The organism is Saccharothrix sp. CB00851, from assembly GCF_001905065.1.
Classification (GTDB): domain Bacteria; phylum Actinomycetota; class Actinomycetes; order Mycobacteriales; family Pseudonocardiaceae; genus Actinosynnema.
This window is the reverse complement of sequence record NZ_LWLC01000023.1, coordinates 96,084-119,655: the sequence shown is the minus strand read 5'-3', so window position 1 is coordinate 119,655 and position 23,572 is coordinate 96,084. Positions and strand designations below refer to the sequence as shown.

At 70.4% G+C, this 23,572-nt stretch carries 18 protein-coding genes; 9 read left to right on the top strand and 9 right to left on the bottom strand.

The genetic code is table 11. The annotated features are described in order from the left end of the window. Positions 1 to 119 precede the first annotated feature (119 nt). Entirely contained in the window at positions 120 to 1,127 is a 1,008-nt protein-coding gene (locus tag A6A25_RS21990) for a LacI family DNA-binding transcriptional regulator (protein WP_073893237.1), read from the top strand. Here the strand turns inward: A6A25_RS21990 and A6A25_RS21985 are convergent. From A6A25_RS21985 to A6A25_RS21960, 6 genes are all read right to left on the bottom strand, one after another. Then, positions 1,089 to 3,899: a beta-galactosidase gene (locus tag A6A25_RS21985; protein ID WP_073892837.1), complete on the bottom strand. Its 2,811-nt coding sequence runs from the start codon at positions 3,897 to 3,899 to the stop codon at positions 1,089 to 1,091. The genes A6A25_RS21990 and A6A25_RS21985 overlap by 39 nt on opposite strands. Beyond that, positions 3,896 to 6,193: an alpha-xylosidase gene (gene yicI / locus A6A25_RS21980; protein ID WP_073892836.1), complete on the bottom strand. Its 2,298-nt coding sequence runs from the start codon at positions 6,191 to 6,193 to the stop codon at positions 3,896 to 3,898. Before yicI ends, A6A25_RS21985 begins: the two co-directional genes overlap by 4 nt. Before the next feature lie 250 nt (positions 6,194 to 6,443). Further along, positions 6,444 to 7,256 carry a carbohydrate ABC transporter permease gene (locus A6A25_RS21975; RefSeq protein ID WP_073892834.1) on the bottom strand — a complete coding sequence of 271 codons (813 nt, stop codon included), beginning with the start codon at positions 7,254 to 7,256 and terminating at the stop codon, positions 6,444 to 6,446. Beyond that, on the bottom strand, positions 7,256 to 8,158 hold the full coding sequence (locus A6A25_RS21970) for a carbohydrate ABC transporter permease (RefSeq protein ID WP_073892833.1): 903 nt from the start codon (positions 8,156 to 8,158) through the stop codon (positions 7,256 to 7,258). Before A6A25_RS21970 ends, A6A25_RS21975 begins: the two co-directional genes overlap by 1 nt. Beyond that, positions 8,155 to 9,432 (bottom strand): ABC transporter substrate-binding protein, encoded by a 1,278-nt coding sequence (locus A6A25_RS21965; RefSeq protein WP_073892831.1) that lies wholly within the window; start codon positions 9,430 to 9,432, stop codon positions 8,155 to 8,157. The genes A6A25_RS21970 and A6A25_RS21965 overlap by 4 nt, the downstream gene beginning before the upstream one ends. Beyond that, positions 9,432 to 12,347, bottom strand: a complete 2,916-nt coding sequence (locus A6A25_RS21960; protein ID WP_073892830.1) for a glycoside hydrolase family 3 protein — start codon at positions 12,345 to 12,347, stop codon at positions 9,432 to 9,434. Before A6A25_RS21960 ends, A6A25_RS21965 begins: the two co-directional genes overlap by 1 nt. 272 nt (positions 12,348 to 12,619) lie before the next feature. Here A6A25_RS21960 and A6A25_RS21955 point away from each other — a divergent pair, with 272 nt between their 5' ends. The 7 genes from A6A25_RS21955 to A6A25_RS21925 all read left to right on the top strand — a co-directional run bounded on the left by A6A25_RS21955 (position 12,620) and on the right by A6A25_RS21925 (position 17,967). Further along, the gene (locus A6A25_RS21955; RefSeq protein WP_073892828.1) at positions 12,620 to 13,246 is read left to right on the top strand and encodes an FMN-dependent NADH-azoreductase; all 627 of its coding nucleotides are present in this window, start codon (positions 12,620 to 12,622) and stop codon (positions 13,244 to 13,246) included. A 169-nt stretch (positions 13,247 to 13,415) separates the two neighbouring features. Continuing rightward, positions 13,416 to 14,414 carry an AvrD family protein gene (locus A6A25_RS21950; RefSeq protein WP_073892827.1) on the top strand — a complete coding sequence of 333 codons (999 nt, stop codon included), beginning with the start codon at positions 13,416 to 13,418 and terminating at the stop codon, positions 14,412 to 14,414. A gap of 50 nt (positions 14,415 to 14,464) precedes the next feature. Further along, on the top strand, positions 14,465 to 15,175 hold the full coding sequence (locus A6A25_RS21945; RefSeq protein ID WP_073892825.1) for an AAA family ATPase: 711 nt from the start codon (positions 14,465 to 14,467) through the stop codon (positions 15,173 to 15,175). A gap of 34 nt (positions 15,176 to 15,209) precedes the next feature. Then, the gene (locus A6A25_RS21940) at positions 15,210 to 15,449 is read left to right on the top strand and encodes a phosphopantetheine-binding protein (protein WP_073892824.1); all 240 of its coding nucleotides are present in this window, start codon (positions 15,210 to 15,212) and stop codon (positions 15,447 to 15,449) included. Beyond that, the gene (locus A6A25_RS21935) at positions 15,446 to 16,111 is read left to right on the top strand and encodes an HAD family hydrolase (protein WP_073892822.1); all 666 of its coding nucleotides are present in this window, start codon (positions 15,446 to 15,448) and stop codon (positions 16,109 to 16,111) included. The genes A6A25_RS21940 and A6A25_RS21935 overlap by 4 nt, the downstream gene beginning before the upstream one ends. 135 nt (positions 16,112 to 16,246) lie before the next feature. Next, complete coding sequence (locus A6A25_RS21930) at positions 16,247 to 17,278, top strand: sensor histidine kinase (RefSeq protein WP_073892821.1); 1,032 nt, start codon at positions 16,247 to 16,249, stop codon at positions 17,276 to 17,278. After that, the gene (locus A6A25_RS21925; protein WP_073892819.1) at positions 17,275 to 17,967 is read left to right on the top strand and encodes a response regulator; all 693 of its coding nucleotides are present in this window, start codon (positions 17,275 to 17,277) and stop codon (positions 17,965 to 17,967) included. Before A6A25_RS21930 ends, A6A25_RS21925 begins: the two co-directional genes overlap by 4 nt. Here the strand turns inward: A6A25_RS21925 and A6A25_RS21920 are convergent. The 3 genes from A6A25_RS21920 to A6A25_RS21910 form a co-directional block, all read right to left on the bottom strand. Continuing rightward, positions 17,912 to 18,628: a response regulator gene (locus A6A25_RS21920; RefSeq protein WP_073892818.1), complete on the bottom strand. Its 717-nt coding sequence runs from the start codon at positions 18,626 to 18,628 to the stop codon at positions 17,912 to 17,914. The two genes, A6A25_RS21925 and A6A25_RS21920, sit on opposite strands and share 56 nt — an antisense overlap. Continuing rightward, entirely contained in the window at positions 18,612 to 19,748 is a 1,137-nt protein-coding gene (locus A6A25_RS21915; protein WP_073892816.1) for a sensor histidine kinase, read from the bottom strand. Before A6A25_RS21915 ends, A6A25_RS21920 begins: the two co-directional genes overlap by 17 nt. 912 nt (positions 19,749 to 20,660) lie before the next feature. Further along, the gene (locus A6A25_RS21910) at positions 20,661 to 21,704 is read right to left on the bottom strand and encodes an aldo/keto reductase (protein WP_073892815.1); all 1,044 of its coding nucleotides are present in this window, start codon (positions 21,702 to 21,704) and stop codon (positions 20,661 to 20,663) included. Positions 21,705 to 21,978: 274 nt separating this feature from the next. Between A6A25_RS21910 and A6A25_RS21905 the strand changes: the two genes are divergently transcribed. Beyond that, on the top strand, positions 21,979 to 23,472 hold the full coding sequence (locus tag A6A25_RS21905; RefSeq protein ID WP_073893234.1) for an MFS transporter: 1,494 nt from the start codon (positions 21,979 to 21,981) through the stop codon (positions 23,470 to 23,472). Positions 23,473 to 23,572: the final 100 nt, after the last annotated feature.

Sequence of the window (23,572 nt, the reverse complement as noted above, 5' to 3'; positions counted from 1 at the left end):
GACGGCGGCTTCGTCCCGGCAACGGAAACGATCCAGACCCACGGCGACCAGCCGCGGTGGTCTGGTCCACAATGGACCTCCAGGGCGTCGCGGCGACGCCGGAGTACTATGATCCACCGATGGTCACGATCGCCGACGTCGCCCGGGCCGCGGGAGTCTCGCCCAGCACCGTGTCGTACGTGCTGTCCGGCAAGCGCTCGATCTCGGAGACCACCAGGCGCCGCGTGCACCACAGCATCGCCCAGCTCGGGTACCGCCCGAACGCGGGCGCGCGGGCGTTGGCGAGCAACCGCACGAACGTGGTCGCCCTGGTCGTGCCGCTGCGCACCGACCTGAACGTCCCCGTGGTCATGCAGTTCGTCACCGCCACGGTCTCCGAGGCCCGCTCGCACGACCACGACGTGCTGCTGCTGACCGCAGACGAGGGCGCGGAGGGGCTCCACCGGGTGGTGGCCTCGTCCCTCGCCGACGCGATCATCGTGATGGACGTCGAAGCGGCCGAGCCGCGGGTGCCCGTGCTGCGCGAACTGGCCCGACCGGCGGTGCTGATCGGCGTGCCGGACCACCCGCACGAGCTGACCTGCGTCGACCTCGACTTCACCGCCGCCGGTGCGGACTGCGTGCACCACCTGGCCGACCTCGGCCACCGCGACATCGCGCTCATCGGCCCCTCCCCCGCCGTCTATCAGCGCGGCACGAGCTACGCCGGCCGGTTCCTCAGCGGGTTCCGGGCGACGGCCGCGAGCCGGGGCGTGGAGGCCGACGCGCTGGCCTGCGTGCCCACCTACGACGGCCTGCGCGAGTGCCTGGACGGCCTGCTGGACCGCCGCACCCCGGTCACCGGGCTGGTGGTGCACAACGAGGCCATCCTCGGCCCGCTGCTGTCGGAGCTGGCCAAGCGCGACCTGCGGGTGCCGCGGGACATCTCCGTGCTGGCGGTCTGCCCGGCGGACGTGGCGCAGGCGCAGGCCGTGCCGCTGTCCTCGGTGGACCTCCCGGCGGTGAAACTCGGCCGGCTGGCCGTCGAGCTGGCGATGCGCCAGCTCGACGGCCAGGCCGAACCCGAGGTCCGGCTGCTGCCGCCCCGGCTAACGGCCCGCGGCAGCACCGGTCCGGTGGTTGCCTAGGGTCACCAGGCTCACCTTCCCGGGGTCACCCTGCGCCGCCTCGGTCGAGATCACGGCGAAGGTGAGCGTGTTGTGGTCGCGCAGCACACCCCGTGGCAGCACGAACTCCCGCTGGGGGCCGACGCCGTTGAGGTACTGGCCCATGTTCCAGCCGTTGACGAAGATCAGCACGCGGTAGCCGCGGGCGGTGGTGTCGGAGAACTCCAGGCCGAGCGAGACGTCGTGCCCGCGCGGCAGGTCCAGCTCGAAGTTCGTGCGGTACCAGGACACGCCCGGCGTCAACTCGCCCGGCGGTCGCTGCCAACCACCGGAGCCGGGCAGGTGCCAGCCCGCGCGTTCGCCGTACAGGCCACCGGTGTTCATCGGGCCGCGTTCGCCGTCCATGGGCCGGGAACCCCGGATCTGCCACGAGATCGGCGCGGTCGAGCCCTCGACCACCACCCCGAACAGCCCGCGCGGCTGCTTGTGGCGCACGTCGTCGGCGGTCCAGTCGTCGTTGTGGCCCATGTTCCCGACCAGCACGGTCAGCTCCGCCCGCTGCCCGGCGGCGAGCAACCCCTCGGGCACGGCGAAGTCACCGCGTCCGGGATCGGGGTTGACCGGCTCCGAGTCGGCCTGCGTGCCACCGGCGGCGGAGCCGAGGTAACGCCCGTTGAGCCAGACCAGGTAGTGGCCGCGCCTGCCGGTGATGGCGTTGACCGACACGGTCTTCTCCGCCCCGGTGGCGGTGAACCGGCCGCGGTACCAGACGTTGCCGTTGTGGTGGCCGTACTCGTCGGCGTAGAGCACGGGCAGCGTCTTGGGCTTGATCGGGCTGGCCGTGGTGGTCTTGTCCGCCGTGGTCCAGCCGGACTCGCCCTGGCCGGGTGCTTCCGGCCGGTACTGCCAGTCGGTCAGCTCGGGCAGGCGCACCTGGTCCGGGCCGGGCAGCGAGCCGAGCAGGGAACCGCCGGCCGTGTGCCGCACCGGCACCGGACGCCCGCCGACGGACAGGTGACGGGCCGGGGCGAACACCTCCACCTCGGTCGCCCGGTCGGTGTCGGCGCGCAACGCCACCCGGTCGCCCCTGACCTCGGCGGACCGGACCAGCGAGGTGCCGCGGACGAGCACCGGCCCGGCCACGGTGTCCTGGCGCCAGAACCGCGCGGCGGTCTCGTCGGTGCCCAGCATCAGCAGCATCGGCTGCCGCCCGCCGCCGGTGACCAGCACGCGGGAGAGCCCGGTGTGGGTGTAGTCCAGGCGCAGGTCACCGTTGTCGTAGGAGCCGCGGACCTGGCCTTCGAGGAGCCGCACGGTCGGCGCCGAGTCGTAGCGCAGGACGGTCGAGCCCGGTTCGCCGTCACGGCCGTAGAGCACGGCCACGTCCCGGCCCGACACGTCCACGTGGGTCAGGATCTCGGAGTTCGACCACACCAGCCGCTGGCCGCCCAGGTCGTACCCGGCGACGAGGATCTTGGCGTCCCGGCCGTCGACCCGAACCGGCACCTGGTAGCGGCCGTCCGGGGTGGCCCAGTCCAGCGTCGTGGCCAGGTCGGCGGTGCCCGCCCGGTCGGCCTGCCGCACCAGCACGAACTGCGTCCCGGTGTCCGGGTTCGCCCGCGCCACCGTCCCCACCGCGGGGTCGGCGGGCGCGGGCGCGGGCACCTGGTCGGTCTTGGTCAGCGGCGCGACCGAGGTCATGAAGTAGCCCTGCCGCTTGAACTCGTCGTACTTGGCGGTGAGCTGCCGCGACTCGGTGATCGCCGAGCCGTAGTCGTAGGAGGTGTAGACGTCGTTCGGCTGCGGCAGCCAGCCCCACGACGTGCCGCCGAACGTCATGTAGTAGCCGAACATGGTGGCGCCGCTGGTGATGGCGTTGTTCTTGTAGAACACCTTCATGTAGGCCGGGCCGGTCAGCTCGCGGCACTTGTCGTACCCGGCGTTGTTCAGGTCGATCGCGCCTGCCTGGTACTCGGCGGCGTACACAGGGGCGTCGTCGCGCAGCCTGCGCGTGACGCCGTCGCCCCACGGGCCCCAGGCGTCCGGGTTGTGGCACTCGAACGACTGCGGGTAGTCGTCCACGCCCGGGATCTGCACCGCGCCCTGCCCGGACGACCAGTTCGCCAGGTCGCCGCCGCAGCAGTTGTTGTGCACGATCGGCACGTCGATACCGGCGTCACGGGCGAGCCTCTGGAGGTTCTCCATGTAGGCCGGGTCGACGTTGACCGCGTACTCGTTCTCCACGTTGTAGGCGATCACCGAACCGCCGCGGCCGACGGTGTGCCGGGCGATGATCGGGTTGATGCGGTTGAGCCAGTCCGTGTACGCCGCCGTGTAACCGGGGTCGCTGGACCGCGCGCGGCCCTCCACCGTCTTCAGCCACGCCGGGAAACCACCGCCGCTGGTCTCCGCGTTGATGTACGGCCCGGGCCGGGCCACCACGTACAGGCCGAGCTCGTCGGCCATGCGCAGCAACCGGTCCACGTCCCGCACGCCGGTGAAGTCGTACACGCCCGGCGACGGCGAGTGGTAGCCCCAGTGGAAGTACAGCGACACGCCGGTGAACCCGGCGGCCCGGATCTTCTCCAGCACGTCGCGCCACAGCTCGGGGCTGGGCAGCCGGAAGTAGTGGAACTCCCCCGACCACAGCATGACCCGCTCGCCGTCCACCGTCAGCGAGTACTTGTCGTAGGACACCTCGTGCCGCTTGCCGTCCGGCACCGGGGCCGCGGCCACCGGAGAGGTCGCGGTCAGCGAGCCCAGCAGCACGAGCACAACCGCCAACAGCCTCATCGGATCCCTCGCAGGGTCAGGGCGCCGCCCTCGGTGCCGATGAGCACTCCGTCGGGGTGTTCGCCGACCGTGCCGCCGTCCACGGCATCGACCGCCTGGGCGCCGACGAGCAGCAACTGCCACCGCGCCGGCGCGCCCTCGACCTCGACGCGGATCTCGTCGCCCGCGCGGTGGGTGCGGAACGTCGTGCCGCCGGCCACCGTCACGTGGTCGCCGTCGGCCAGCTGGTAGGCCCGCAGCGTGACGTCCTCGGCGTAGTCGTAGTCCGGCCTGTCGTCCACCGCGCCGACGGGCAGGATGGTGTTCGGGCGGACCAGGACGGGTGCGGTGAGGAAGTCGCAGCGGTCGCGCACCCAGCGCGGACCTCGCACCGTCTCACCGGTCAGCAGGTGCGTCCACGTGCCCTCGGGGACGTAGTACGACACGTCGCCGTCGTCGGAGAACACCGGCGCGACCAGCAGGTCGTCGCCGAGCATGTACTGGCGTTCCAGGTGGGCGCAGCCCGGGTCGTCCGGGAACTCCACCACCATCGCCCGCATCATCGGCACGCCCTCGGCCGACGCCTGCCGCGCGGCACCGTCCAGGTACGGCATCAGCCGCAGCTTCAGCTTGACGAACCGCCGCAGGACGTCGACCGACTCCTCGTCGAACAGCCACGGCACGCGGTAGGAGGAGCTGCCGTGCAGTCGGCTGTGCGAGGACAGCAGGCCGAACGCGATCCACCGCTTGAACAACGCCGCCGACGGCGTGCCCTCGAACCCGCCGATGTCGTGGCTCCAGTAGCCGAAGCCGGACATGCCCAGCGACAGCCCGCCACGCAGGCTCTCGGCCATCGACTCGTAGGTGGCCTCGCAGTCACCGCCCCAGTGCACCGGGAACTGCTGCGAGCCCGCGGTGGCGGACCGGGCGAACACCACCGCGTCACCGTCACCGCGCCGCTTGCGCAGCACCTCGAACACGGTCCGGTTGTAGAGGTGGGTGTAGTGGTTGTGCATCCGCTCGGGGTCGGAGCCGTCGTGGTACACCACGTCCGTCGGGACGCGCTCGCCGAAGTCGGTCTTGAAGCAGTCCACGCCCTGGGCCAGCAACGCGTCGAGCTTCGAGGCGTACCAGGCGCGGGCGGCCGGGTTGGTGAAGTCCACCAGTGCCATGCCCGGCTGCCACTGGTCCCACTGCCACACGTCGCCGTTGGGCTTGCGCAGCAGGTAGCCGTTCGCCTTGCCCTCGGCGAACAACGGCGACCGCTGCGCGATGTAGGGGTTGATCCACACCGAGATCCGCAGACCGCGGGCGCGCAGGCGCTCCAGCATGCCGACCGGGTCCGGGAACGTGCGCGGGTCCCACTCGAAGTCGCACCAGTGGAACTCGCGCATCCAGAAGCAGTCGAAGTGGAACACGCTCAACGGCAGGTCGCGCGTCAGCATCCCGTCGATGAACCCCGACACCGTCTCCTCGTCGTAGGACGTGGTGAACGACGTCGACAGCCACAGCCCGAACGACCACGCGGGCGGCAACGCCGGGCGTCCGGTCAGCGCGGTGTACTTGCGCAGGATCTCGCGCGGGCTGGGGCCGTAGATCAGGAAGTACTCCAGCGCTTGGCCCTCGACGCTGAACTGGACCTTCGACACCGCCTCGGAGCCCACCTCGAACGACACGTGCCCGGGGTGGTTGACGAAGATCCCGTAGCCCGCGTTGGTCAGGTAGAAGGGGACGTTCTTGTACGCCTGCTCGCTGCTCGTGCCGCCGTCGGCGTTCCAGATGTCCACCGTCTGGCCGTTCTTGACCAACGGCCCGAACCGCTCCCCCAGCCCGTAGACCGCGTCACCGACACCCATGGTCAACTGCTCGCGCACGTGGTGGACACCGTCCACGGTCATGAAACCGATGCCCTTGGTGCCACTGCTGGTCAGCGAACGCCCGTCGGCGGTGAAGTCGACCCGCCACTGCTCGCCCCGGTGCACTCGGACCGACAACGCCCCCGAGGTCATCACCACCCCGGCGTCGTCCTCCACCACCTTCGCCTCGTGCGCGCTGTCGGCGGCCAGCGCGAACACCGGCTCCTTCGGCGCCTCACCCGAGAAGTGCGTGATCGTCACCCCGATCACGTCGGCCATCGGCGAGGTGAGCCCCAACGTGACCGCAGGGCCTTTGAGCGTGTCACCCCGGTGCCGGATGGGCAGGGTCGACGCGTGCACGACGACCTCCCCGTTCCCCACCGTGACGTCACGCACCTCCACCGGGTGAGCGGCCTGCACACCAGGCCGCAGCAGCCAGTACCCGTCGCTGAACTTCACCCGAACTCCAATCGGCGAAAGCCTGACCGTCTGTTGCCTGGAGAATCCGATCCCGGACTGTCCGGCCCGCGTAACGGGCCTCCGGTCGGAATCTCTCTGTAGCTTGAGGTTTTCCTTGGCGGTCGACCGGGACGTGCCGCCACACTGGCCGGTGCGGCTTCGTCGGGCACGCCGACCACAACGCGGCGCACAACATCGCCCAACGCGGTGTCATGTGCCGGGGCGAAGTGATACGTCCACACACAACCCATTACTTGACTGCCCCTGCCGTGATGCCGCGGGTCAACGCGCGTTGGAAGATCAGGAAGAAGACGATGGCCGGGATGACGCCGAGCAGCGCCGAGGCGCTGGTCATGGTGGCGTCCATCATCCGTTGGCCTTGCAGCACACCGAGCGCCACCGGCACGGTCTGGTTCTCGTTGGAGATCAGCAGCACCAGCGGGAGGAAGAACTCGTTCCAGGTCCAGATGAAGAAGAACACGAACAGCACGCCCAGGGTTGGCCGGCTGATCGGCACCACGATCCGCACCAGCGTCTGCCACTTGTTCGCACCGTCGATGCGGGCGGCCTCCAGCAGTTCACGGGGGAAGCCGCCGAGCGTCGAGGTGAGCAGGTAGGTGCCGAACGCGGCCTGGATCACCGTGAAGATGATGATCACGGCCAGTTTCGTGTCGTACAGCCCGACCTCGTTGGCCAGGAAGTACAGCGGGTAGACCAGCGCCTCCTGCGGCAGGGTGTTGGCGATGAGGAACACCACGAGGATCCACATCCTGCCCCGCACTCGGCCGATGCCCAGCGCGTAGGCGTTGAACACCGACACGACCACCGCAAGCACGGCCACCGACCCGCTGATCACCACGCTGTTCCACAGCTTCTCGCCGAAGTCCACGCGTTCCCAGAACGCGACGATCCCCTCCAGCGAGATACCGGAAGGCAGGTCCAGCGGCCCGCCGGTGGAGTACTCGGCCGGTGTCTTCACCGCGTTGAGCGCCACGATGACGAACGGCACCAGCATCACCGCGGCCAGCAGGACCATCGACCACAGCACCGCGTGCCGCCGCATCAGCGCTCACCCCGGTTCTGCACGCGCAGGAACACCGTCGTGAGCACCAGGATCAGCACGGTGAGCACAGTGGCGATCGCGGCGCCGTAGCCGACCTGGGTCTTCTCGAAGAAGTTCTGGAACGAGTAGTAGGACGGCACGTTCGTCGAACCGCCCGGCCCGCCCCTGGTCAGCACGTAGATCGGCGCGAACACCTTCAGCGCGGCGATGGTGCAGGTCAGCAGCACGACGAAGATCTCCGGCCGGATCTGCGGCACGGTGACGTGGAAGAACCGGCCCCACCACGACGCGCCGTCCAGCTCGGCGGCCTCGTGCAGCGACGGGTCCACCCGCTGCATCCCGGCCATGAAGATCACCACCGGGTAGCCGACCTGGATCCACAGCAGCACGCCCATCACGGTCCACAGCGCCAGGTCCGGGTCACCGAGCCAGTTCTGCGCGAAGGAATCCAGCCCGACCGCGCGCAGCACCTCGTTGAGCGCGCCGTCCTGCGGGGCCAGGATCCAGCTCCACACGATCCCGGCCACCGCGATGGGCAGCACCTGCGGCAAATAGATGCACGCCCGCAGCACGGCGGCGTGCCGTGCCCCGAAGTGCTTGCCGATGAAGTCGAACAGGGCCGCGGCGATGACGAGTCCCGCCAGGGTCGGCAGGACCGCCATCGCCACCACCAGCCCGACGTTGTGCCGGAACGACGCCCAGAACGTGCCGTCCGACATCAGTCGGGTGTAGTTGTCCAACCCGATCCACTCCGGCGTGCCGGCACCGGACCACTCGGTGAAGCTGATGCCGATGTTCATGCCGAACGGCACCAGGATCACCGCGAGCAGCAGCAGGCCGCCGGGAATCAGGAAGAGCAGGTACGACCCGCGGTCACGGATCGAGGTGGGGACCAAGCTCATTTGCCGACGCTCGCGGTGTTCTCCTTGTAGTAGTCGGCCAGTTCGGTCAGCACCTCGTGCGGCCCGAGCTGACCGGTGATCAGCTTCTGCACCGACGACACCTGCGCGTCGTAGAAGCCGGGCGCGGGCCAGTCCGGGTAGAAGGCCAGCTTGTCGGCGTCGCTGATCGCCTTGAAGTCGTCGCCCAGCTGCTTGGTCTTCGGGTCGGTCACGGGCGTGTCGCTCGGCGCGACCGCGATACCGCCCGCGTCACGCAGCTTGTCCTGGATCGCCGGTGACATGGTGATCTCGATGAAGTCGTAGGCCAGCTGCTTGTTCTTCGAGCCCGCGGGCACGACCCACAGGTTGCCGCTGGACCCGGACGTCATCCCCGGCCACGGCACCGAGGCCCACTCGAAGTCCTTGACCTGAGCCTGCACCCGGCCGTACCACCAGCTGCCGCTGACCATGATCGGGTGCTTGCCCTGCATGAACGCCAGGCCCATGTCCTCGGCCTTCACCCCGGCGGAGTCCTTGGAGATGTAGCCCTCGCGCAGCCACTTGGCGAACGTCTCCGCGCCGAACACCCACGTGTTGTCGTGGAAGTTCACGTCATCGGTGTAGCGCTGGAACTTGTCGACCCACGCGCGGTCGGCCTTCGTCAACGCCAGTTGGTAGAACAGCTGCATCGCCGGGTACTCCGCGCCGCCCAGCGCGAGCGGCGTGACGCCCGCCTTGGCGAACTTGTCCATCGCGGCGGTCAGCTCGTCGAACGTCTTGGGCGCGGCCAGCCCTTGCTGGTCGAACATCGTCTTGTTGTAGTAGACCATCACGTACTCGGCGTAGTTGGGGATGCCGTACCACTTCCCGGAACCCATCACGCCGCGCTCGTCGTACTTGGCGGTGGTGTCGATGCCGGGCCCGAGCTTGCGGTCCCACCCGCGCTTGGCCACTTCCTCGCTCAGGTCGGTCAGCAGGCCCTGCTTGGACAGCAGACCGGCCGTCGCGTTGCCCTTGTTGTACTCCAGGATGTCCGGCGCGTCCTTGGAGTTGAGCACCATCGAGGCGGTCTTCTGGATCTGCTCGAAGCCCTTCTCCTCGAACTGCACCTTCACGCCCGGGTGGGTGGCCTCGAACTGCTTGATCGCCTCCGCCCACGCCACGCCCATGGCGCTGTCCGGCCCCTCGTAGTGCCACAGCTTGAGCGTGTTGGGGTCGGAGGCCTCCTCCGAACCTCCGCAGCCGGCCACGGCCATCAGGGCCGCCACCGCGGCCACCAGGAGTCGCTTGGGCATCAGGATGATCCCTCCACGGTGAGGTTGTCGATCCGGGCCTTCCCCGTGAAGACCAGGTACACGTCCTGCCGACCGGTCGCGCCGCGCAACGGCGAGGAGACCGCGGTCCAGGAGTACTTGTCGGTCGTGGTCGGCACGGCGAGCGTGCCCACCAGCCGGCCGGTGGGTCCGCCGAGGCGCACCTCGACCGTCGTCGGCGCGTCCGGGTTCGCCACCCGGGCCGTCAGCGAACGGGCCGTCCGGCCCAGCTCCACGTCCTCGAAGCTGATCCACTGGCCGGGTGCGGTCGAGGCGACGGCGGTGCCGCGTTCCTTGGTGGTGTCCACCAGGGTCACGCCGGAGTAGTCGTCGAAGTTCTGCGCCTGCGTGGTCCTGCCCAGGTCACGCGGCGGGATCGTCTCGCCGCGCACGCTGATCGTGCGGGTCAGCGGCCCGACCGCCAGGTCGTGCGGTGCGCTCTCCACCACCCGCTTCTCCCGCGTCACGTCCCAGAACGCCAGGTCGGCCGCGCGGACGGTCAGCTCGACGGTCTTCGTCTCACCGGGCCGCAGCTCCACCCGCTCGAACGCGCGCAGCTGCTTGACCGGCTGCCGGACCCGTGACTTCTTCTGGTGCGAGTACAGCTGGACGACCTCGGCGCCCGCCCGGTCGCCGGTGTTGGTCACGTCCACGCGGACCTTCACCTCGCCGGAGGCGTCCACCACGGCCCGGTCCACCCGCATCTTCGAGTAGCGGAACGACGTGTAGCTCAGCCCGTACCCGAACGGGTACAGCGGCTTGCCGCGGAAGTACTGGTAGGTGTGCCCGGACTTCGAGATGTCGTACCGCAGCTTGTCCGGCAGGTCGGCGTCGGACCGGTACCAGGTCTGGGTCAGCCTGGCGCTCGGGTTGTGGTCGCCGAACAACACGTCGGCGATCGCGTGGCCGGTCTCCTGGCCCGCGTGCGTGGTCCACAGGATCGCGGGCAGGTCGGCGGTGTCCCAATCACCCGCGTACGGGTAGCTGCTCTCCAGCACGACGATCGTGCGCGGGTTCGCCCGGCGCACCGCGTCGATCACGGCACGCTGACCGGCCGGCAGCACGGTGGTCTTGCGGTCGTCGTCCTCGCGGCCGTTGACGAACGGCATGCTGCCGACCACCACGACGGCGGCGTCCGCGCCCTTCGCCGCCTCCACCGCGCTGTCCACGCCGCTGCGCACGACCTCGCGCCCGAACTTCGCGGCGTCACCGACCGAGGCGGCACCCAGGGTGAGCCTGCCGTCCACGCCGACGACCACGTACTTGTTCGGGCCGAACCAGGACTGGGTGACGTCGTTGCCCGCGTACTCCAGCACGTGCGAGCCGTCCGGTTGGGCCACGAGCTTGAACTGCTGCTGGACGAACCAGCCGGTGGGTTGCACCGCGTTGTCGACCAGGCTGCGGCCGTCGCCCAGTGACACCGTCCTGCCGTTGGCGGCGGTCCGCAGCGTGACCGTACCCTCGCCCCAGTCGAACACGTCGAGCCCGCTCGCCTCGCCCGGCGACACCTCGGTGGCGGTGAGCGCGGCGCCGGTGGCGGCGGTGGACGCCGTGACGTACCTGCCGGTGGCCAGGTCCTTCAACCTGATCCGGTCGACGCCCTCGCTCGACGTGACCTCGGCCCGCTCGGCGAGCCCTTTCACCGGGGTGATCCGGTAGGGCATGGTGCCGGAGTACCAGTCCTCGTACAGCGTGTCGGCGAGCTGGCCGACGACGGCGACCTTCTTGGTGTCCGCGGTGGACAGCGGCAGGGTGCCTGCGTCGTTGCGCAGCAGCACGACCTGCTCGGCGGCCACCTCACGGGCCAGCTGCCGGTGCTCCGGCGCGTCGATCACGTCCGGCGTGATGGCCGCGTACGGGTTGCGGCCGGGCGGGTCGAACTCGCCGAGCCGGAACCGGACCGACAGCACGTGCCGCGCCGCGTCCTCGACGTCGGCCAAGGTGATCAGGCCTTGGGCCAGCGCGGTCTTGATCGCCGTCGTGGTCTGGGCCGAGTCGCGGTCGTTCTCGGTGAAGCTGTCCAGCCCCGCCCGGATGGACGCCGCGTTCGCCTCCGGCCTGGTGGCGTAGTAGCGCTGCGAGCCGAAGACGTTGGACGCGCCGCCCGCGTCACCGACGATCATCAGGTCCTCGTCGGTCCACGACCGCACGACCTCGTCCAGCTCCGGGCCGACGTGCGTGGGGCGGCCGTTGACCAGGTTGTAGGAGGCCATCACGCCGGTGGCGGCGTTCGCCGAGATGGCCGGCTTGAACGCGGCCTCGTCGTAGTCCTTCAGGATCCGCGGCGGCACGATCGAGTCGACGGTGATCCGGTCGTCCTCGACGTTGTAGGCGACGTAGTGCTTCAACGTCGGCGCGGCCCGCAGGTAGTCGGGGTGGTCGCCCTGGATGCCCCGCCCGAACGCGGTGGAGATCCGGCCGGTCAGGTACGGGTCCTCCGAGTAGCCCTCCTCGTTGCGGCCCCACCTCGGGTCGCGCAACAGGTTCACCACCGGCGCCCACAGGTTGAGGCCGTTGAACGCGGGGTTGCGCGCGTGGAAGCCGCGGGCCTCGCGGCCGGTCACCGCGCCGACCCGTTCGACCAGTTCGGGGTTCCACGTGTTGGCCAGGCCCAATGCCTGCGGGAAGACCGTCGACTCGCCCAGCCACGCCACTCCGTGCAGCGCTTCGGTGCCGGTCTTGAACGCGCCGATCCCGAGCCTGGGTATCGCCGGCTGGTACTGGTGCAGCAACGAGACCTTCTCGTCCACGGTCAACCGGCCGAGCAGGTCGTCGATCCGGGCGGCACGCGGCAGGTCCGGATCCCGGAACGGCAGCTCCTGGGCGTGCGCGGGCAGTGGCGCCAGGAGCAGCGCCGCGATCAGCGGCACCAGCAGCGAGCGACGGGCTCTCGACACGGATCGTCTCCCCCTTCGTCCCGGGGAAGCGTGGAGCTCCCTCGCCATCGAAGCGCTTCGATTGGCCACCGTAGAGGCCCGGACGTGACGGACGCAACAGTGTTCAGCGGGTCCCTGCGCAGGTGTTCCACCAGGCGGACAGGCACCGGCTTCGGCCGCCGTACAACTTTCGACCCATTCGTGCACGACCAAAGTGGCAGCGGCGTTGAATCCGCGCCCCGACGTGCCTTTGATTGCACAGGCCGGCTCCCGAACCTGGAAGGCACTCCCACATGAGCCAACTGCTGCACGTAAACGCCTCGCCGCGGGGCGCGGCGAGCCAGTCGCTCGCCATCGCCGGGGCGTTCCTGTCCGCGTACAAGGACCGCAAGCCGGAGACCAAGGTCGACGTCCTGTCGGTGTTCGAGGACAGCCTGCCCGAATTCGGCACCACGGCCGCCGCGGCGAAGATGGCCGCGTTCGGCGGGCAGGAGCAGACCCCCGAGCAGGTCGACGTCTGGACGCAGGCGCGGGCGGTGTTCGACCGGTTCGCCGCGGCGGACGAGTACGTCTTCAACATCCCGATGTGGAACGCGGGCGTGCCCTACGCCCTCAAGCACTGGATCGACGTGGTGACGCAGCCGGGCTGGGTGTTCGGGTTCGACCCCGCCGCCGGGTACAGCGGCCTGATGACCGGGCGCAAGGCGTTCGTCGTCTACTCCAGCGGCGTGTACGCCGACGGTGTGCCGCAGGAGTTCGGCGTGGACTTCCGCAGCACGTTCTTCAAGGACTGGCTCCGGTTCGTCGGCATCACCGACGTGACCGAGGTCCACTTCGACGGCAATGCGCTGAACGCCGACCCCGAAGCCGCCTTCGCGGCCGCCAAGGCACAGGCCGAGGAGCACGCCTCGACGTTCTGACCCACCGCGCGAAAAGGCCGACACCCGCGGGTGTCGGCCTTTTCCGCGTTCCGGGCGGCAGCCCGCTACCACTTTAGGAGAATCGGCGGGGCAATAGGTGGTACACACCCCTCCGGAATGGCCTCGCGCGCCCTAACGTCGTCCCCGGAATGAGCGAAAGGGGACCGACATGACTTCGAACACCAGCGGGGCGCTGCTGCTCAAGTCCGTGGACGACCACCTGGGCCCCGGCGCCACCCGGTTCTTCGGCTCGGGTTACCGCCGGGTGGATTACGCGGTCGGCGACACCCGGCTGCACGGCGCGGCCGACGGGCTGGCCGCCACGGTCGAGATCCGCTACCCGGCGGACTGGTCGCGCAAGACCGAGGACACCGAGCTGCGCCCGCACCTGTCCACCATCGACGTGCTGATCCTCGCGGTGCGGGCGGCCGAGCTGCTGACCGCGCAACGCAACGGCCTCGACCTCGCGGCCCGCGGCCGGACGTGGCTGCGCCGGGTGGACATCAAGGCGCCGGCCAAGCCGGTGGAGGGCAACCTCTTCTCGCTGCCGGTCAGCGCCACCCACGTCTCCACCGCGCCGGAGGGCGAACGCCGACTGCTCTCCACGGTGGACGTCAAGGTCGCCGCCATGCGGGTCCGCGTCCTGCTGGAGCACGACGCGGGCGGCCCGGCGGCGTCCCCGGCCGACCTCGACGCCCGCTTCGGCGCGGACTACCCCGGTCTCTACGGCGGCGGCTTCCGCTCGTGGCGGCAGACCGTGGCGGACGTGGTCGTCGACGTGACCGCCGCGCACGCCACCGCCAACGTGCTGGTGGAGCCGCCGGACGACCCGTTCGCCGACGGCGGGGTCGACTCCGCGGCGGGCCCGGTCGTGTCCATGGTCGACTCGTTCGTGGTGGCCCTCCAACTGGGCCAGGTGCTGCTCTACACCACCGACGACATGGACCGCGCGTCCAGCAACACGTTGTGGATGCGGCACACCACGATCACCGCCTGCCCGCCCGCCGCACGACGCGCGGGCGACTGGTTCCCCGCGGTCGCCGAACTGCTCGACCCGGCGCTGCTCGAGACGCCGAACGGCGTCTGGCGCACGGCCACCATCGTCGGCGACAGCCTCGGCGTGGTCACCCGGTGCGCCGTGGCCCACCGGCTGCCCCACTCGCCCTGACCTCACCTGCCCCCGACCCGGATCACCGAGAAACGAAGGCGGACAAAGACATGCGGTTGGGAATCTCCGGAACGTACTCCTCCGGCAAGACCATCACCGGGATGGCGCTGTCGCACTACACCGGCATCCCGCGGACCCGGGCCAAGACCATGCGCGAGATCCTGCCCGAGGCGGCACCCGGCAAGGCGCTGGAGGAGTGCACCGCCGCGGAACTGCTGCAGATGATCGTCGTGCGGCACGTGGACCGCGCGGTGCACGAGAGCAGGCTGTGGGACGGCTTCATCTCCGACGGCTCGTCGCTGCAGGAGTGGATCTACGGCGCGGTGCGGGTGACCGTCGGCATCAACCCGAACGACTCGGTGCACCTGTCCGACCTGGAGTCGGTCGAGAAGACGCCGGAGCTGGCGTTCTTCGAGGAGGTCATGGAGCAGATCGGGCACGCCTTCAAGCGGCACGTGAAGGCCACCTTCGACGCGTTCGTGCACCTGCCCAACGAGCTGCCGCTGGCCGCCGACGGGCACCGCCCGGTCAACGAGCGGTTCCGCTCGCTGTCCGACGAGCACCTGAAGGCGACGCTGACCGAGCTGGGCATCCCGTACCACGTCGTGGGCGGCACGCTGCCCGAGCGGTTGCGCCGCATCACCGAGATCTTCGACCTGCCGGTGGCCCGCGACGTCGACAGCGCGATCGCCCTGGCCGAGGCCGAGTACGCGGCGATGGACGTGCGCGTGGAGACCGAACGCGCCACGGCCGCCGTCTGACCGAGAGCACCTGACGAGAGAGGGAGACAAGACCGTGGAATCCGTGGTGGACGTGATCCGCGAGGCGCTCGTGGAGAAGTACGGTGTGTTCGGCGACGACGTGGACGCCGACGTCACGTTCGAGAACCTGGACGTCGACTCGCTGGTGCTGGTCGAGCTGTCCGTGGTGCTGGAGCGCCGCTTCGGCGTGAAGCTGCCCGACGGCGAGCTGACGCCCGAGCTGAGCCTGGGTGAGGCGGCCTCGCTGGTCGAGGCCAAGCGGGTCGCGGTGTGAGCAGGCCGGCCGCGGCGTTCTTCGACGTCGACGACACCCTCATCGCCGTCAAGAGCGTCTTCCGGTTCCTGGCCTTCCACCTGCGGCTGCGCGGGCGCCCGGACACCGAGTACGCGGCCGTGCGCGAGCGGGTGCGGCTGGCCGGCGAGACCGGTACCCGCACCGCCGCGCTGGCCGAGTACTTCCGGACCTTCGCGGGCCGCGGTGAGGCCGAGCTGGCCGGGCACGGGCGGGCGTGGTTCGACGCCGAGCTGCGCGGCGGGCGGCTGTTCCACCGGCCGGTGCTCGACCGGCTGCGGGAGCACGCCGCGGCCGGCGAGGCGATCGTGCTGGTGTCCGGGTCCTTCCCGCCGTGCCTGGACCCGATCGCCGAGCACGTGGGCGCCGATGTCGTGCTGTGCTCGCGGCCGGAGGTGCTCGACGGCCACTACACCGGGTCGGTCGCCACGCCGATGATCGGTGCGGCCAAGGCCGGGGCGGTGCGCGACTGCGCCGAAACCCTCGGCCTGGACCTGGCGGCGTGCTCGGCCTACGGCGACCACGTCAGCGACCTGCCGCTGCTGGACCTGGTAGGACGCCCCGTGGTCGTCGGCGCCGACCCGGTGCTCGTCGCGCGCGCCGCCGACCGGGGCTGGCCCGCCCTGGCCGGTGTCGCGGGCTGAGACCGCCCGGCTCGGGGTTCACCGCAGCGCCGCGGTGAACCCCGCCGGAAACGACGGCAGCGCGCGGTATCATCCACATCACGCACAGTGCCGTGCCTCGACGTGCGACCTGCGGGATTTTTGGGGGAATTCGAGATGCCGAAGGCACGTGCCGACGACGTCACCGCCGGCGGCTTACTCGCCGACCGGCGCGCCGAGATCCTGGTGCGCCTGGAGGCCAGGCTGCGCGACAGCGGGAGCCTGCTGGGCAAGGACCCGGCGGTGCTGCCCGAGTGCCTGGCGCGCGCGGACGCCATCCTCACCGCCACGGTCACCGACCTGGCACGCACGGCGCCGCCGGTCCAGCAGCAGCCGCAGCAGCCGGAGCCGGCCACGCCGCCCGGCGGCACCGGTGTGCTGATGGACGTGGTCCTGGCCGAGCTGCTGCGGGTCGCGGCCGAGCAGCCGCAGCTGGTGCCGGACCTGGCCGCCGTGCTGACCGTGCTGCACCGCAACCTCGCCTCCCAGATGCACGCCATCGGCGACTCCTACGACACGTCGATCCTGCGCACCGCCGACGAGGCGCGCCGCCGCGAGCGCCGCCAATTGGCCCGCGAGGTCCACGACCAGCTGGGCCACGAGCTGAGCATCGCCATGCACCAGCTGGAGCTGGTCGAGCTGTACGAGGCGGCCGACGACCGGGCCGCCGCCGCGAAGCGGATCAGCGGTGCGCGCGAGCACCTGTCCGCGGCGTTGTCCATCGTCCGCCAGCTGATCACCGAGTTCTCCGACGGGCCCGCCGCGCTCGACCTGGAGCAGGAGATCGTCGCCTTCGCCGACACGGCGGGCGCGTGGCGCACCGTCGTGCACGTCAAGGTGACCGGCAACCAGCGCCTGGTGCCCGACCGGCACCGCAAGGAGCTGTTCCTGATCCTGCGCGAGGCCCTGCTCAACGTGTTCGCCCACGCCGCGGCGGAGAAGGCCGTGGTGCTGGTGGACATCACCAGCGAGACGATCACCGCGTCCGTGGAGGACGACGGCATCGGGTTCGACCCGGCGCGTGCGGCGGCACGGCAGGGCTTCGGCCTGGTGTCCATGCGTGAACGCGCCGGTTCGCTGGGCGGCAGCTGCGTGGTGACCGCGACGGCCACGGGGTCGCGCGTCGACGTCGAGCTGCCGCTGCCGTGACCCCGGCACACCCCGACAGGATCACCGTCCTGCTCGCCGACGACCACGTGATCCTGCGCGAGATGCTGCGCGAGTCGCTCAACGCCGAACCGGACTTCGACGTCGTCGCCGACGTGGGCGACGGCACGGCCCTGGTCGCGGCCGCCGCCGAGCTGTGCCCCGACGTGGTGCTGCTGGACATCGACATGCCCGGCATCCCCGCCGCCCTGACCGTGCAGCGGCTGCGGGAGGTCGCACCGCGCACCCGCGTAGTGATCCTGAGCATGTACGACACGCCGGCGTTCGTGCAGGACATGCTCGCCCAGGGCGTGCGCGGCTACCTGAGCAAGGGCGTCAGCAGGCAGCACCTGGTCTCGGTCATCCGCAGCACGGTGCGCGACGACCGGTCGGTGCAGATCTCGGTGTCGCCGGCGGCGGCGAGCATCGACCGGGCCGAGGAGCGCGAGACCCCGCTCTCGCGCCGTGAGCGGGGTCTGCTCGAACTGGTCGCGCAGGCGTTGAGCAACCGCCAGATCGCCGCGCGCCTGGGCATCACCGAAGCCACCGTCAAACGCCACCTGCACAACATCTTCGCCAAGATCGGCGCCGTGTCGCGCATCGACGCGGTGAACAAGGCCGTCGACGCCGGGCTCATCAGCCCCGCGCAGGCGACCCGCCCGGTCCCGCCCCGCCCACCGCGCGTGGACTGAGCGCCCGCCGGTCCTCCGGCGCCGGGATCAGCCCCGCGGCCACCGCCTTGTTGACCGCGTCGATCCTGGACACCGCGGCCAGCTTGCCGAAGACGTTGCGCAGGTGCCTCTTCACCGTCCCCTCGGTGATGTCCAGCCGGGTCGCGATCTGCCGGTTGCTCATCGCCTGGGCGACCAGCGCCAGCACCTCGCGCTCCCGGGTGGACAGCAGCCCGCCGTCGTCCTCGGTCTCGGCGCTGGGCATCCAGGCCACCGAGACGACGACCCGCCGGTTGTCGGCGCACACGGTGCGGATCGCCGCGGCCAGCTCCTGCCTGCTCACGCTCTTGTGCAGGTAGCCGCGCACGCCGAGGGACAGCAGTTCCCGCACGAGCCGCTGTTCGGCGTACATGCTCACGATGATGACCTGGGTGTCGGGCGCGACCTCGGCGATCCTGCGGACGGTGAACACCGGGTGGTTGCCCGGCATGCCCACGTCCAGCAGCACCACGTCGGGCCGCGTCCGCTCGGCCATCACCACGGCGCTGGCGCCGTCGTCGGCCTCACCGACGATCAGGAAGCCCGATTCCATGCGGAGCATGTCGCAGACCGCCTCGCGCAGCAGCGTGTGGTCGTCGGCGACGACGATGCGGATCGGCGCGCGGTCAGGCACCGATCGCATGTCCCGGCTCCATCAACGGGATCGAGACCTCGAGGCGCGTGCCGGTGCCGCGGGCGCTGGTGATGGTCAGCTCGCCGCCGAGCAGCGTGGTGCGCTCGGTCATCGACGCGAGCCCGTGCCCGGTGCGGCGGCGGTCGAAGCCGATGCCGTCGTCCTCGACCACGGCGACCACCCGCCACGGCGTGATCTCGACGTGCGCGCGGATCCGCGACGCGCAGGCGTGCCGGATCGCGTTGCGCAGCGCTTCCCGGACCACCGTGTAGAGCTCGCCCACCACGTCGCGGGACAGCCGGTGCTCGTCACCCTCCACGACGACCTCGACCTCGGTGCAGTCGACCGAGGCGACGAACGCCTCCAGCGCCTCCCGCAACCCGGAGACCGGTACCCGCGCCCGCAACCCGGCGATCAGCCTGCGGGTGGTGTCCAGCGTCTCGGTCAGCACCAGGCGGGCCCGCGCCACCCGGTCCCGCGCGATGCCGCAGTCCTCGGAGTGCAGCACGTCGTACAACTCCAGCTGCCGGTGCGCCAGGCTCACGCCGTTGCCCACGTGGTCGTGGATCTCCCGGGCGAGGCTGTGCACGCCGTCGACCTGGGCCTGCTTGAACTGCTCGTACAGGAACCGGTCGTAGGCGATGGACGCCACGTGCATCCGCAGCGAGATCGACTGGTTCAGCGTGAGCATCGCCGTGCACAGCAGCGACACCCCCGCCCGGTCCTCGCCGCAGACGTCCTGGAGGGCCCGGACGGTCAGCTCGATCAGCACGGCCGCGGCCCTGATCGACTCGATCGGGTGCACGTTGCCCGTGGCCGGCCGGGTGCCGATCCCCGACGCCACGACCCAGCTGTCGTCGCTGGTCACGACCCGGCCTTCGCGCAGGCTCGCGGCGCACTCGTCCAGGATCGACTCGGCGTGCGCCACGCAGCCGCGCAACGTGTCCTCGTCCTCGGCCAGGGCGGAGTGCATCGCCCGCAGCCTCCTGCCGTACTCGTCGAGCAGCGCGTCACGGTGGTCGACGAACCGCGCCCAGACCGGTGCGACCTCCGCGCCGTGCTCGACGTCACCTCGCTGCTTGGGTAACCACCCGCTGTCCGAGGTGCTCCCCGTCACCTTGCTTTTCATGCTTTCTCCGTCACGTCTCGGTCGACAGTTCCCAGGACCACTCGACCGCACTCGTGGTGCGGGACCGGAATGACCGCTCGCTTCGCCACATGACCGGAAAGGGTGCATTCCGTCAGGACGGCTCGGCGACTCCAACGGAATGGATGACTAGGCCACGTGCTGAACCGCTGCTGTCCCGGCCCCGACGGCACTGGCGACCAGGACGTCCGGCGGCTGTGGGCGTGACGGCACCCGGCGAAGGGCCCGACCGGGCACTTCGGGCACCGAGCTATTCCTGCGGGCCACGTCGCCCCGTGCCGGCGCACGCCGTAATGGCTGCCGAATCGCCAACCGCATATAGCGGAGCAGCAATGTGGCCCCCTGTCTTCCCCCAGTAGCGGTCCCCGGCGAGATCGACCCGGATCTCACCGGGGACCCGGCCTGCACCCGACATTAGCACGGCTCAACCACGAGTCAACGTCTCGCCGGACACCCCGAAGTCATCTCGCGGAGTGGGCTATTAGGGGGCGAAATGTATTGGCCACGCGCCACCCGACCGAGTACTGGACGTGGGGTTGCGCAAAGCAGGCCGTGGGCCACTCGTCCGGATTCGGAGCCGAAGTTACGACGAGGTGTCGGATTCAGGTCGGCGTGGCTGATCACGCACTTCGGTGACGACGCACACCGACCGACCCGCCGGCGGGCACCCGGAACCGCGTGCCGACCGGCAGCACGCCCAGCGACGCGGGCACGGCCGCGGCGGCGGCGATCGGTGTCGCCGCCGCCGCCCCGTGTGTGCCCGCCGGGGTGTGCCCGGTCGGCTTGTCGATCGAGTTCTCGACGGCGGCACTGACACCGTCGAGCAGGGCTACCGCGCCCCGCGCGATGTGCTCATGGACTCACTCCCCGCGGAGCACCGGGACGGGCACCGGATCAAGGGCGTGCCGGACCGCTGCCCGCACCCGTCGCCTCGATCGCCGACGCGATGGCGTCCAAGTCGCCGGGCGTCAACTCCAGCGAGGTCGCATCGATCCAGTCGCGCAGCTGCTCGGGGCGGCGCGCGCCGACGATGGCGCCGGTGACACCGCGCACCGACAGCGCCCAGGCGATGGCGACGCTGGACACCGTGGTGCCGTGACCGTCGGCGATGGGCCGCAGCGCGTCCACCAGGGCCAGGTTGCGGTCCAGGTTCGTGGTGAAGTCCGGCGAACCGCGCCGCCAGTCGCCAGCGGGCAGCGCCTCGGCGCGCTCCCGCGAGAACGCGCCGGTGAGCAGGCCCGAGTGCAGCGGCTGGTAGACGATCGTGCCCGTGCCGTGGTCGGCACACCAGGCCAGTTCCGGCACGGCATCGCGCTGCAGCAGCGAGAACGGCGGCTGGAGGGTCTCCACGTGCGCGATCGCCTCGGCCTCGGCGAGCTCGGCGACACCGTGGTTGGACAGGCCGATGGCGCGCACCAGGCCTTCCCGCTTCAACTCCACCATGGTCTGCCAGTACTCGGCCAGCGGGGTCGCCCACCGCTCGGCCAGCGGGTCGTCGCCGTCCGGCACCGCGAGGGCGCCGTCACCGGGCCAGTGCACCTGGAGCAGGTCGATCCGGTCGACCCCGAGCCTGCGCAGCGACGCCTCGACGTCGCGGCGGACGTACTCGGCGCGCATCACCTTGCGCGGCGAGCCGGCGAGGTCCTCGGTGTCGGTCCACACGAGCCCGACCTTGGTGAACACGAGCGGCCGGTCCGCCACGGGCAGCTGCGCCAGTGCCTTCCCGACGACCTCCTCGGAGTGCCCGACGCCGTAGGCAGGCGCGGTGTCGATCCAGTTCACGCCGCGCTCGACCAGCGCGAGGATGGTCGCGACGGAATCGGCGTCGTCCTGCGGTCCCCACCCGAACTTCCAGTCACTGCCGCCTGCCGCCCAGGCGCCGAACCCGATCCTGCTGATCTCCATCCCGGTGGTGCCCAACGGGGTGGTGGCTGTCATATCGTCTCTCCTTGACCGCACAGGTGTGGAGGTGCATTAGAGGCGCATTCGGGCCGGCCCGGACCACTGTTCCACGGGCGACCGGCGGCGGTCGACAGGCGAGCACTACACCTTTGGTGCAGTCACTACTACTTTGGTTGTAGTCCGCCCGAACTTCGGGTGCACTCAGCATCCCACACGGCCCGGCCGGCGCTAGCCTCTGGCACGAAATGCCTCGGAAATGCAGGACAAAGCCGATTCGAGCGGCGCAGCCGACTGCACGACGAGCGACGTGATGAAAGGCCGTGAGATGTCGACTGTAGACCCAGCGCCGGCGACCACATCGCCCCCGGTGATGACGAGCCGCCAAAAAGTAATCCTCGTGCTGTTGCTCGGCGCCCAGTTCATGGTGTCCGCCGACTTCTCCATCCTGAACGTGGCCATTCCGGTGATCGGCAACGGCCTCGGTTTCGAGTTGGAGAACTTCCAGTGGATCGCCACGTCGTTCGCGCTGGCGTCCGCCGGGTTCACCCTGGTGTTCGGCCGGATCGCCGACCTGGCCGGTCGGCGGCGCATGCTGATCGTCGGCATGGTGCTGCTGGTGGTGGCGTCGTTGGTGGGCGGTCTGGCCAACACGCCGACGCTGCTGATCCTGGCCCGGGTCGCGCAGGGCTTGGCGACGGGCATCGTGATCCCCTCGGCGATGTCCCTGCTGACCACGTCGTTCCCGGAAGGACCGTTGCGTGACCGCGCGTTGGGCCTCAACGGCGCGCTGCTGTCCGCGGGCTTCACCGCGGGCGCCGTCCTGGGCGGTGTGCTCACCGGTGTCGCCAGCTGGCGGTGGGCGTTCCTGATCAACGTGCCGGTCGGTCTGATCGTGATCGCGCTGGCCCCGATCGTGCTGACCGAGAGCAAGCCGACGCAGCGCGCCAAGCTCGACGTCCCGGGCGCGATCACCGTCAGCCTCGGCCTGGTCGCCCTGGTCTACGGCATCTCCAAGCAGGGCGAGGACGGCTGGGGCGACCCGGTCGGCCTGCTGTCGCTGGCGGTGGCCGCGGTCCTGCTGGTGGCCTTCGTGTTCATCGAACTGCGCGTGCCGTCGCCGCTGGCGTCGATGCGCATCCTCGTGCGGCCGACGGTGAGCTGGGGCAACTTCGGTGGCCTGATCAGCTTCACGATGGAGACCTCGGCGATCTTCCTGATGACGCTGTACCTGCAGGAGGTGCTGGGCTACTCGGCGCTGGCGGCCGGCCTGGTGTTCGCCGTGCTCGGCGTGGCGGCGTTCCTCGGCGGCATCCTGGCGCCCCGCATCATCGCCAGGTTCGGCAGCCCGACCACGTTGGTCATGGGTCTGCTCGTGCAGGGCGTCATGACCGCCGCGCTGTTCCTGGTCGACCGCGAACCCGGCAGCGTGTGGCTGGTCATCGTGGCCACCTCCGTCGCCGGTTTCGGGCACATGGTCGCGATCGTGGCGTACATGGTGACCGCCACCTCGGGCCTGCCCGACGACGAGCAGGGCCTGGCCACCGGGTTGACGTCGATGACGCAGCAGGTCGGCATCACCATCGGCATCCCGATCCTGAGCGCCATCGCGTCCAGCCGCATCCACCTGCTGGAGACCACCTCCAGCCGCCAGGACGCGGTGCTGGGCGGTGTCACCACGGCCGTGCTGGTCGACGCCGCCATCGTGGTGGGCGGCGCGCTGCTCGTCGCGCTGTTCCTGCGCAAGTCACGTCTGGTGTCGGCGGCACCGGCCGAGGCACCGGTGGTGGAGCGGGCCGCGTCCTGACCCGACGACCACCAGCGAGCAAGATCACCGAAAGGGCCCCTGTCCGGGGCCCTTTCGCTTGTTCCGCGGTCGGTGCGAATACCACTTTCGGTCAGCGGGT

Bases quoted from the DNA above. Each gene is read 5' to 3' on its own strand.
- A6A25_RS21915 (WP_073892816.1), bottom strand. From the start codon at position 19,748: ATGAAAAGCAAGGTGACGGGGAGCACCTCGGACAGCGGGTGGTTACCC.
- A6A25_RS21910 (WP_073892815.1), bottom strand. From the start codon at position 21,704: ATGACAGCCACCACCCCGTTGGGCACCACCGGGATGGAGATCAGCAGG.
- A6A25_RS21975 (WP_073892834.1), bottom strand. From the start codon at position 7,256: ATGCGGCGGCACGCGGTGCTGTGGTCGATGGTCCTGCTGGCCGCGGTG.
- A6A25_RS21950 (WP_073892827.1), top strand. From the start codon at position 13,416: ATGACTTCGAACACCAGCGGGGCGCTGCTGCTCAAGTCCGTGGACGAC.
- A6A25_RS21990 (WP_073893237.1), top strand. From the start codon at position 120: ATGGTCACGATCGCCGACGTCGCCCGGGCCGCGGGAGTCTCGCCCAGC.
- A6A25_RS21965 (WP_073892831.1), bottom strand. From the start codon at position 9,432: ATGCCCAAGCGACTCCTGGTGGCCGCGGTGGCGGCCCTGATGGCCGTG.
- A6A25_RS21955 (WP_073892828.1), top strand. From the start codon at position 12,620: ATGAGCCAACTGCTGCACGTAAACGCCTCGCCGCGGGGCGCGGCGAGC.
- A6A25_RS21905 (WP_073893234.1), top strand. From the start codon at position 21,979: ATGAAAGGCCGTGAGATGTCGACTGTAGACCCAGCGCCGGCGACCACA.
- A6A25_RS21920 (WP_073892818.1), bottom strand. From the start codon at position 18,628: ATGCGATCGGTGCCTGACCGCGCGCCGATCCGCATCGTCGTCGCCGAC.
- A6A25_RS21985 (WP_073892837.1), bottom strand. From the start codon at position 3,899: ATGAGGCTGTTGGCGGTTGTGCTCGTGCTGCTGGGCTCGCTGACCGCG.
- A6A25_RS21970 (WP_073892833.1), bottom strand. From the start codon at position 8,158: ATGAGCTTGGTCCCCACCTCGATCCGTGACCGCGGGTCGTACCTGCTC.
- A6A25_RS21945 (WP_073892825.1), top strand. From the start codon at position 14,465: ATGCGGTTGGGAATCTCCGGAACGTACTCCTCCGGCAAGACCATCACC.
- A6A25_RS21930 (WP_073892821.1), top strand. From the start codon at position 16,247: ATGCCGAAGGCACGTGCCGACGACGTCACCGCCGGCGGCTTACTCGCC.